The organism is Kitasatospora sp. NPDC059160, assembly GCF_042755465.1.
GTDB lineage: Bacteria > Actinomycetota > Actinomycetes > Streptomycetales > Streptomycetaceae > Kitasatospora.
In genome coordinates, this window is sequence record NZ_JBHZCN010000138.1 from 10,566 (window position 1) to 20,187 (window position 9,622).

At 77.2% G+C, this 9,622-nt stretch carries 6 protein-coding genes and 1 tRNA gene; 3 read left to right on the forward strand and 4 right to left on the reverse strand.

The window, feature by feature from the left end; all coding sequences use genetic code 11:
• Positions 1-273 precede the first annotated feature (273 nt).
• The 3 genes from ACFXOZ_RS37765 to ACFXOZ_RS37775 all read right to left on the reverse strand — a co-directional run bounded on the left by ACFXOZ_RS37765 (position 274) and on the right by ACFXOZ_RS37775 (position 3,858).
• A complete protein-coding gene (locus ACFXOZ_RS37765) occupies positions 274-1,851 on the reverse strand; it encodes a TROVE domain-containing protein (protein WP_380532531.1) in 1,578 nt (525 codons plus the stop codon).
• A 430-nt stretch (positions 1,852-2,281) separates the two neighbouring features.
• Positions 2,282-2,343, reverse strand: a tRNA-Ser gene (locus tag ACFXOZ_RS37770).
• A gap of 87 nt (positions 2,344-2,430) precedes the next feature.
• Positions 2,431-3,858, reverse strand: a complete 1,428-nt coding sequence (locus ACFXOZ_RS37775; protein WP_375892924.1) for an MFS transporter — start codon at positions 3,856-3,858, stop codon at positions 2,431-2,433.
• Positions 3,859-4,629: 771 nt separating this feature from the next.
• Here ACFXOZ_RS37775 and ACFXOZ_RS37780 point away from each other — a divergent pair.
• From ACFXOZ_RS37780 to ACFXOZ_RS37790, 3 genes are all read left to right on the forward strand, one after another.
• A complete protein-coding gene (locus ACFXOZ_RS37780; RefSeq protein ID WP_380594476.1) occupies positions 4,630-6,798 on the forward strand; it encodes an asparagine synthase-related protein in 2,169 nt (722 codons plus the stop codon).
• Between the two features lie 223 nt (positions 6,799-7,021).
• Positions 7,022-7,543, forward strand: a complete 522-nt coding sequence (locus tag ACFXOZ_RS37785) for a universal stress protein (protein ID WP_380594478.1) — start codon at positions 7,022-7,024, stop codon at positions 7,541-7,543.
• Positions 7,544-7,671: 128 nt separating this feature from the next.
• Entirely contained in the window at positions 7,672-8,376 is a 705-nt protein-coding gene (locus ACFXOZ_RS37790; protein ID WP_380532525.1) for a DsbA family oxidoreductase, read from the forward strand.
• Between the two features lie 93 nt (positions 8,377-8,469).
• On the opposite strand, the gene ACFXOZ_RS37795 is transcribed toward ACFXOZ_RS37790, so the two are convergent.
• Positions 8,470-9,357 (reverse strand): NPCBM/NEW2 domain-containing protein, encoded by an 888-nt coding sequence (locus ACFXOZ_RS37795; RefSeq protein WP_380594480.1) that lies wholly within the window; start codon positions 9,355-9,357, stop codon positions 8,470-8,472.
• Between the last annotated feature and the right edge of the window lie 265 nt (positions 9,358-9,622).

Here is a 9,622-nt window from a genome sequence, read left to right on the forward strand (position 1 = left end):
GTCCCCCGCCCTTCTGCCTGCGTCCGGCTCCCCACTCGTGGCCCCGCCATCCGCCGGCCCGCCCGGCGCCAGCCCGTGGGGGGCGCCTGTGCCCGCCCGCCCACCTCGCCCCCCGGGGCATCGGCCGGTCCCCCCGGACCGGCCGTGGTGCGGTGCGCAGAGCCCCCCGGCTCCGCGCGGCGGCACCGCCCCCCTCTGTGCGGCCGTGGCGCCGCCGCGCAGAGCCCCCCGGCTCCGCGCGTCGCCGCCGCCCCCCGTCCGGCCGCGTCGTGGTCAGACCTCCCAGGGCCAGCCGGCGTCGGTCCCCGCCTCCAGCAGGGGGATCAGCCGGAAGGCCGCGTCGCTCAGGCCGCCGAAGGTGTGCCGGTTGGCACCGCCGCTCGGGCCGTGGCCCGTGGCGTAGCCGGCCAGGTTCCAGGTGTAGACGGGCACGTGGGCCGGTACGGCGGTGAGCGGATCGCTGCCCCCGTACCCGGCGCCGGGCTGCTCGTCGGTGATGATCACTACCCGGTCGTGGCCCCTGTAGTGGTCCCGGACGGCCTGGGCGGTGTTGGTGCCGCCGAGGTTGGAGAAGCGCCCCAGCACCCGCAGCACCGCCTCCCCGCGGCCGACCTCGACCACCCGGCTGACGCTGCCGAACTCGACCAGGTCCGCCTCGGCCGCCCGCACCTTCAACGCGGTGCCGAAGATCGCCGCCGAGTCCGCCCGGTTGAGCTGGGTCTGCGCGCTGGGCCGGTCGAACATCGAGCCGGAGCGGTCGACCAGGACCAGCGTCCGGCCGGGCAGCTCGGGCACGTTGGCGAGCGAGTGGCCGAGCGCCGTCTCCAGCGCGTGCCCCCACCGCAGCGAGGGCGCGTGCCGGTACGCGGCCAGGTAGCGGAACGGGAACTGGCGCGAGCGCCGCACCTCGCCCCGGTCGGAGACCCGCCGGGCCACCTCGGCCGCGACCGCGTCCGACACCCCCGCCTGATCGAAGTTGCGCAGGTTCCGCACCAGCGCCATCGGGCCCATGGACGGGATGACCGCCTCCCAGACCGCGGCGTCCATCGGACCCTGCAGCCAGCCCGCCAACGCCTCCCAGGTCAGCCCGGCGGCGGCCAGCCGCTCCGCGCCGTCCTCCGCCGTCACGGCCGCCCGGCGCTCCCCGACGGGCAGCGCGAGCAGCTCGCGGTTGGCGGTCAGCATCCGGTCGAGGGCGGGCGGGACGGCCTCCTCCGGCCGGTGCCGGCGGTCCAGCGCGTACTGGAACAGGGCGCCCTGCCAGGGCTTGGCCGGGTCCGGCGCCGGGTGGGTCAGCTCCAGGACGTCGCCGAAGCGGTAGCCCTTGCCCGCGGTGTCGTACTTGAGCAGCGCGCGGGCGTCGTACAGCCGCCGCACCGCGTCCGCGACGCCGCGCTTGAGCGGCTTGGGCAGCGCCCGGCCGTAGCGCGAGGTCCAGTACGCGAGCAGCTCACCGGGCTCGTCGGCCCGCCGCAGCACGGCGTCGACGGCCTGCCGGGAGTGCCCGTGGGCACCGGCGTCCAGCCGGGCCCGGGTGAACTCGGCGGCGCCGACCAGCGCGGCGGTGCGCAACTGCGCGCCGTACCGCAGCCAGCGCAGCAGCCCGAGGGTCCACTCCGGGTCGCTGACGGCGAGTTCGCGCACCAGCGCGGTGTAGCGGTCGTCGCGGGCGCCGCCGCGCTCGTAGAAGGTGTCCTGTCCGACCATGTTGGCCACGGCGAGAAGGAAGAGTTCGGACTTGGCGTCCCGGGTGAACCCGACGCCGCCGTTGTGGTTGGTGGTGCGCTTCCCGGTCGTGGTCACCGGTGACTTCGGACTGGCCTTGGTCTTGCGGATGTTGAACCTGGACATGCTGCAGCCCCCCTCGGCGTGCTCGGTCGTCAGCGGGAGGGAGGCATGCTGCGGCTGGGGTGCCCGAGATCGTGCCGGTCGTCGAACGACGACCGACGTCGGCGGAGGTATATGCCTTGTGCTCTACCGGATTGAGCTAGCGGCCGCGCTCGCGCACGGCACGCCCGGGATTTGAACCCGGAACCGCAAGATCCGAAGTAACCCCCGCCTGCGCACCGGGCACTCCGAAGCGCAGCTGCCTCCCGAGATCAATGGATTCGGCTGCGGTTTTTGGGTTTGCTTCAACGCACCCCGTTGAAGGGGCACTCCACAGAAGTAACCGCTGCCGGCGCACCGGGAGGTGCGGAATTCTATTCAGGTATGGGTGTCCAGAGTTCAAGGACGGCTGAGGTGACATAGCTGCTCTGCCAACTGAGCTACACCGGCCCGAAGCCGGTGACGGGACTCGAACCCGCGACACGCCCATTAAGAGTGGAAGTAACCTCCGCCTGCGCACCTGGACGAGAGAGAACATATCCAGTCCCCTCCCGCAGGTGCACCCCATTTATCGCCGGGCCCGAACGCCACGCCACTCGGACGTCACGCCGGAGCGACGATCACCGCCCGCGCCCGCTCGGTCAGCTCGCGGACCCGGCGTTCGCCCTGGAAGGGCTCCAGCCGCCGCAGCATCTCCACCACGTACTCCCGGCTGCGCTGCGAGGAGATCCGGCCGGCCACCTCGACGGCGCGCTCGCCGGCGGCGACCGCGGCGTCCAGGTTGCCCGCCTCGGCCTCGGCCATCGCCGAGACCACCAGCCGCAGGCCGTGCGAGCGGACGTAGCCCTCGGTGGGCTTGGCCAGTGCCTCGCGGGTGAACTGCCGGACCTTGGAGGGCACTCCGAGGTCGCGGAAGCACTCGGCGGCGTCGGCGGCCAGCCGGTCGTAGGCGTAGAAGTCGATCCACGCCGGATCGGGGTCCCCGGCGCGTGCTCGTTCGAGTGCGCTCTCCGCCGCGCCGAGCGCCGTCGCGCACGCTGCCGCGTTGCGGGCCTTGGCCTGGGCCCGTGCCTCCACCAGGTGGAAGAAGCTCATGGTCCGGGCGGTGGCCAGGCTGCGGTTGCGCTCCAGCGCGGCCTGGGCGAGGTCGACGGCCTCCTCGGCGAAGCCCCGGTAGCCGGCCTGGAGGCTCATCGAGGCCAGCACGTAGCCGCCGAGCGGCACGTCGGCGGCGGCCCGGGCGAGCCGCAGGGCCTGGATGTAGTACCGCTGGGCGGCCTCGTGCTGGCCGGTGTCGAAGGCCATCCACCCGGCCAGCCTGGTCAGTTCGGCGGTCGCGCCGAACAGCGCCCGGCCGACCGCGTCGCTGTACGAGGCCAGCAGCAGCGGCGCCGCCTCCACCCGCAGGCACTCCGGCACCATCGACGAACGCCAGTCCCCGCCGCCGTACTTGGAGTCCCAGCGGCGGGCCTCCTGGGCGGCCTCGCGGAGCTTGACCGCGTCCGAGTGGCCGACCCGGTACGAGGAGTTCTCGCTGGGGGAGCGCGGCACGTCGCGGGCCACCGAGCCGTCCGCCGGGTTGATCAGCCAGCGGGAGACGGGCGTCGCGTACGCGGCGACCGAGAAGGTGCCGGCCAGGCTGTCGCTCCAGCGGCCGCCGCCGGGCCCGCGGCGCAGGTCGAGGTCGACCCGGAACAGGTCGGTGGCCGAGCGCACCGCGTCGGCCACCTCGCGCGGGAAGGCCAGGCCGAGTTCGGGCGCCGGGTCGGTGTCGCCCAGGCCGATCTCCTCCAGCGGGACGGGCCGGCCGAGCTTGCCGCCGATCGCGGTGGCGATCAGGTGCGGGACGGGCCCCTGCGGGACCATGCCCTTGCTGACCCAGCGGGCGACCGAGGTCTTGTCGTACCGCAGCGTCAAACCGCGTTGCGCGCCAAGGTCGTTGACCCTTCGGGCCAGTCCGGCGTTGCTGATCTGGGCGAGGGTCAGGAGCGTGCCGAGCCGTTCGTTCGGTCCTCGTGGGCTGACGGTCATGGTGGCGGCGGCACCTCCTGCGGCCTTGTGCGCGGGGCCCGGGCGGCACCGGGCCGTAGCTGCTGTACCTAGAGTAGTCGGACGCGTTCCGACGGTTAAGAGGCCGCATTCCGGATGGCGGGATCGCGCACCCGGCGGCGCGGCGCCGGGCCGCCGCGGGGGTTGGTCCGGACCACCCGGAGCGGTTCGGCCGCGCCGTGCGCCGGAGCGTCGTGCTCCGGTCCCGTGTTCACGTGCGCCCGGCCGTGCCCCCTGGCCCGACCGGCTGCTCGGCGATTCGCTGGTGGTCGTGGGTCGGCCCGCCGTCGAGGACCCGGCGGGCCGGGGGACGCCGCCGCCTCAATCCCCGCGGGTGGCGGCGAAGTCCGGGAGGGCATGCGGATGCCCTCCCGGGCGGGGCGACGCCTTTCGGCCATCTCGCGATGCCCATGTCAAGGGCGTGCGCCCGGGCGGTCCGGGCCGGGGAGGGGGAGGCCCGGCCCGCCCGAATCCACCCCCCGACCCCGCCCCCGTCGCCGTCCTCGCCGCCTCCCCGCGCCCGGGCCCCGTCGCCTTCCCGCGCCCGACACCCGCGCCGGGCCCGTCGAAACGGAAGCGGAACCGACAACACCGGCCCCGGCAGCGCCCGGTGGTGGCACGATGTCTCCAGACGGCGCGCCGGAACGCGGGCACGCCCGGACGCGCCCACGGGCCGCCCCCGGCACCCACCCGGCCGCCCGCCCGGCGCCGGACGCGCCGCGCGAGTGCAGGTCCTCGTCCGGTGGAGGCGCGATGCGGTGGCTGACGGGCTGGAGCACGGGCACGCCCCGGCCGGGCGCGCCGGTGCACGAGGCCCTCGCCACGGTCGCCCCGATCGCCGCCCGCCCCCTGTGGACCGGCCCCAACCCGCTCTGGGCCGTGGGCGACTGGCGGCCCGAGGAGATCCGCCTGGTCACCCTCCGCCCCGGCGCCCGCCCCGTCGTCAGCACCGGCCCCACCACCCCCGACCCGGTCGAGGACACCCCCGCCACCACCCGGCTCGCCGTCCTCGGCCACTGCGGCGCCACCGACGCCGAACTCGCCGCCGGCCTCGCCGCCGCCCGCGGCGGCGCCGTCCGCCACCTCACCGCCTGGCCCGGCAGCTACACCGTCGTGCTGCGCACCGGCACCCGCTCCACCCTGCTGCTCACCGACCTCGCCGGCGCCCAGCCGGTCTTCCACACCCCCTGGGCCGGCGGCACCGCGTACGCCACCGCCGCCCTCCCGCTCGCCGACCTGGTCGGCGCCGCGCTGGACACCGGCCACCTCGCCGCCCGGCTCGCCTGCCCGGAGTCCCCCGAGGCGCTCGGCACCGGCACGCCGTACCTGGGCGTCCAGCGGGTGCCGCCCGGCCACGTGCTCGCCGTCCGCGGCGGCCGCCCGTACCTCGACGCCTACGACGAGCCGCCCGGCGCCGAACAGCCCCGCGACGAGGCCCCCGCCATCCGCGAACTCACCCGCGCCCTGCTGGAGTCCGTCCGCTCCCGGGTCCGCACCCCCGCCCCGGCCACCGACCCGGCCGGGCGCGCCCGGCTCGGCGTCGACCTCTCGTACGGGACGGCCTCCGCCACCGTGGCCCTGCTCGCGGCCGCCGTGCCGCTGCCGCCGGTGTCGCCGCTGCCGGCCGGTGCTCCGGGCGCGTCGACGGGGCCGGCCGCGACCGGCGGCCGGAGCACCGCCGGGGCCAGGAGCGGCGCGGTCAAGGGCTCCTGGGCCCGGGAGGCCGCCCAGGGCCCGTCCGCCCCCGAGCAGTTGGCCGCCGTCACGCTCGGCGAGACCGAAGCGCCCACCAGCCTCGCGCTCGCCCCCGACACCCCGCGGCTGCGGCACACCGTGCTCGACCCCGGCCCCGACACCCTCCCGTACGCCGTCCTGCGCACCGACCCGCAGTCCGGCCCGCTCACCGACGAACCCGGCCCCGAACTCGTCGCCGCCGCCCGGGCCGGAGCCCGCTTCGACGCCGGCGGCACCGACCACCTCACCGGCTACGGCGCCCGCCAGGTCCTGGACGGCCACCCGGCCCGGCTCGCCGACCTGATCCGGGCCGGCCGGCCCCGCGAACTGCTGCCCCCGGTCGCCGCCCTGGCCGGTGCCGACCGGGCCGCCGCGGGGGTGCTGACCGGCGCGCTGCGCACCCCGCTCACCGTGGTCCGGGCCGCCCACCGGCTCTCCCGGGTCCGCTACGCCGAGGCACTGGACGAGGCCGCCGCCAAGCTGACCGCCCGGCACGTCCCCGACGGCGGCGGCACCGCGGGCGACCGCTCGGCCGTCGACCTCGCCTGGTGCGTCCCCGGCCCGGCCGCCCGCTGGCTCTCCGACGAGGCGCTCTCCTCGGTCGCCCTCCGACTGCGGCTGGCGGCGCGCCGACCGGCGCCCGAGGAACACCCGGGCGCGCACCGGGCCCGGCACGCCCTCTACCGCCAGGCACGCTCCTACCGCACGCTCCTGCACGCCGCCGAACGGCCCGGCCAGCGGCTGCACGCGCCCTTCCTCGACAACCAGGTGGTCCGCGCCGCCAGGCTGCTCCCCGACGACGTCCGCCTCCAGCCCGGTGCCCGGCACGCCCTCCTGCACGCCGTCCTCACCGGCGCCGGCCGCACCGACCTGCCCCCCGACTGGGGCCGCGGCCCCCGCCCCGACCGCACCGCCCCCACCCGGGCCGGCCTGCGCCTCGCCGCCGACGGCCTCGCCGAGCTCTTCGACGCCCCCCTGCTCGCCGAGGCCGGCCTCATCGACCTCCCCGCCGTCCGCGCCGGCCTGGCCCACTCCACCGACCCCGCCACCCCGCTCTCCCCGGCCGCCCTGGCCGGCCTGGCCGACCTCGTCTCCACCGAACTCTGGCTCCGCCGCCTCCGCGCCCGCCGCCACGGCGCCTGCTGGACCGGGCTCCCCCGCCCCCAACCCCCGGCCCTCACCCCCTGACCCCACAGCCGCCGGGCCGCCCCGCTCGTCCTGCCCCGCTCCCGTCCCGCTCCCGCCCCGCGCGCAGGAAGTCGGCCGCTCCGACTTCCTGCGCCCAGCCCCCGGCCCGCCCGAATCCACCCCCCGACCCCGCCCCGCCCCGCCCGGCGCGGCGTCGCCGGGCGGGGCAGGGGCCGGGCGGGATGATGGCGTGGTTCTGTGTCCGCGGTGAGGAGCGTGTGCGGTGGGCGGTGTGGGCCCGGGGCGGGAGGTTCCCGTGGTGCTGTCGGTGCTGGGGCGGCCGCCGACGGGCAGGCCGCCCGGGGTGCTGGCGGCCTGCGACGGGTCGGACGGTTCGCTGTGGGCCCTGGAGCGGGCGATGACGGAGGCGGAGCTGTTCGGGCTTCCGCTGTACGTGCTGGCCGTGGTGAACCCGGCGCCGGCCGGCTACCCGCCGGGCATGGCGGAGCTGGTGCAGGAGAGCGTGGAGACGCTGGTCGAGAGCATGGCGGACGGGCTGCGCCGGGCGGTGGGGACGGTGCTGCGGCAGCGGGTCCGGCCGTACGAGGGGGAGCTGTCGCTGCACGTGGTGCTGGGCAACGTGATCGAGGTGCTGCTGGAGGCGTCGACCCGGCAGCACACGCTGGTGGTGGGGACCCGCGGCAACGGCGGGTTCGTCCGGCTGCTGCTGGGTTCGGTGAGCTCGGCGGCGGTGCACCACGCGGCCTGCCCGGTCCTGGTGGTCCCCGCGCCGGCCGAGGGCTGACCGTATCGCCGGGGCGCGATCGAGCGACCCCGAGGCCTTCCGGCGCGGTGTCGGGAATGTACCGAGATGGTTCATCGTTCACCTATCTCGTACATCCGCCACGAGACGCCCCTTGGAGCCCCCCGAACATGAAGGTCGAGATCTGGTCCGACATCGCCTGCCCCTGGTGCTACATCGGCAAGCGCCGCTTCGAGCAGGCCCTGGCGGACTTCCCGGGCAAGGAGGCCGTCGAGGTCGTCTACCGCCCGTACCAGCTGGTCCCCGACGCCCCGGCGACGGCGAGCCCGCACCGCGCCTGGCTGGCCGAGCGCTACGGCCCGCAGTCGGTCGCGATGGACGCGCGGGTGGCCGAGCTGGGCCTGGCCGAGGGCATCACGTACGACTTCGACGCGGCCCTGCACGCCAACACCTTCCTGGGCCACCGCCTGCTGCACCTCGCCGAGGCCGAGTACGGCGCCGAGGTGCAGGGCCGGCTCAAGGAGGCGCTGCTCAAGGCGCACTTCACCGACGGCGTGGACGTCGGCGACCGCGCCGCGCTGGCCGACGTGGCCGTCGCGGCGGGCCTGGACCGCGCGCGGGTGACGGCCTACCTGGCGGGTGAGGAGGGCACCGCCGAGGTCCGGGCGCAGCTGGCCGAGGCCCGCGAGCTGGGCATCACCGCCGTGCCGACCTTCGTGTTCGAGGGCAAGTGGGCGGTCCAGGGCGGGCAGGACGCCGAGACCTTCCGCAAGGTGCTGGCGCAGGTCGCCGCCGAGATCGGCGAGCGCCGTCCGGTACCGGTGCAGGTCGCCCCGGCCGGTGAGGCCTGCGCGGACGGTTCCTGCGCCGTCTGACGCCCGGCAGCCGAGTGACGAGGGGCCCGGGGCCCGTTCCGAGCAACCAGCCGGAACGGGCCCCGGGCCCCTTCACCGTCACCTCTCAGGCCGTCACGTGCACCGGAACCGGGCCTGTGCCCAGTCCGCGACGTTCAGCGCCGACCAGATCCCGCTCGCCGGCGTGACCACCAGCCGGATCGACTTCTGCCCGGCCAGCGGCACGTGCACCGGCACCGCGTCGTCCCCGGCGGCGAGGATCCGGGAGCGCCACAGGGTGCCGCCGTCGCCCGACTGGACGGTGAAGACCACCCCGCCGGGGCTGAGCGTGGCGTCGTCCACCCCGGCGACCGCGTCGAAGGACGTGCAGCCGCGGTTGAGGTCGATCAGCGTGGTGGCCGGCGCGTGCACGGTGATGGCGTGCCGGTGGTACTCGCCGCCGATCCAGCCGCCGTCGTGCTGCCAGAACCGGTCGCTGCCCTGCTGCCGGATGCTCGGCCCCTCGGGCGGAATCCGGTGGTGGCCGGGCTTGACCACGGGCAGCGAGTCGCCCCAGTAGTCGCTGGGCGCGGGCGGGGTGGGTGTGGGCGGGGTGGGTGTGGCGACGGTCGGTTCGGGCACCGGCGGGAGGGTCGGCGTCGGGACGACGGGGACCTCGGGCGTCGGCACCGGTGGGAGGGTCGGCACCGGGACGGCGGGTGGTGCGGGGGTGACCGCGGGTGGCTCGCTGCGCGGTGCCCGGGTGGTCGCCGGCGCCTGGCTCGCCCTGGCGCTGGGCTTGGGGCCGGGGCTGGGGGCGGCGCTCGGACTGGTCGCGGGCGGCTCCGGGGCGGCGCTGTCGGGGGCCGGGACGGGCGGTGCGGACGCGGGGGGCACCGGGGCCGGGGACGCCGGGGCGGGGGCGACCGGCGCGCTGCTGGCGGGCGGGGCGGCGGCCGGGGGCGTCGGCTCGGGGGAGCCGGTCAGCGCGTACGCGGCCACGGCGGCGGCCGCGACCGCCACGGCGGCGGCGATCCCGGCCTTGGCGGCGGTGCCGAGGCCCTCGCCGGCCAGGGCACCCGCGCCGGCCCCGCTGCCGCCGGACGCGCCGGAGGCACCGGCGGCGCCGGCCGCCCCCGCGGTTCCCGCGGACGTGCCCGAGGAGCCGGGCGCCCCCGGCGCCGGGCCCGCGGCGGCCCCCCCCCCCCCCGCGGCGGCCCCCCCCCCCGCGGCCGCGGGGGCGCGGAGACCCCCGCCCCCCCCCCCCCCCCCCCCCCCCCCGGGCGGG

Excerpts from the sequence above, each read along its gene's own strand:
- ACFXOZ_RS37765 (WP_380532531.1), bottom strand. The coding sequence starts at position 1,851 with ATGTCCAGGTTCAACATCCGCAAGACCAAGGCCAGTCCGAAGTCACCG.
- ACFXOZ_RS37775 (WP_375892924.1), bottom strand. The coding sequence starts at position 3,858 with ATGACCGTCAGCCCACGAGGACCGAACGAACGGCTCGGCACGCTCCTG.
- ACFXOZ_RS37790 (WP_380532525.1), top strand. The coding sequence starts at position 7,672 with ATGAAGGTCGAGATCTGGTCCGACATCGCCTGCCCCTGGTGCTACATC.
- ACFXOZ_RS37780 (WP_380594476.1), top strand. The coding sequence starts at position 4,630 with ATGCGGTGGCTGACGGGCTGGAGCACGGGCACGCCCCGGCCGGGCGCG.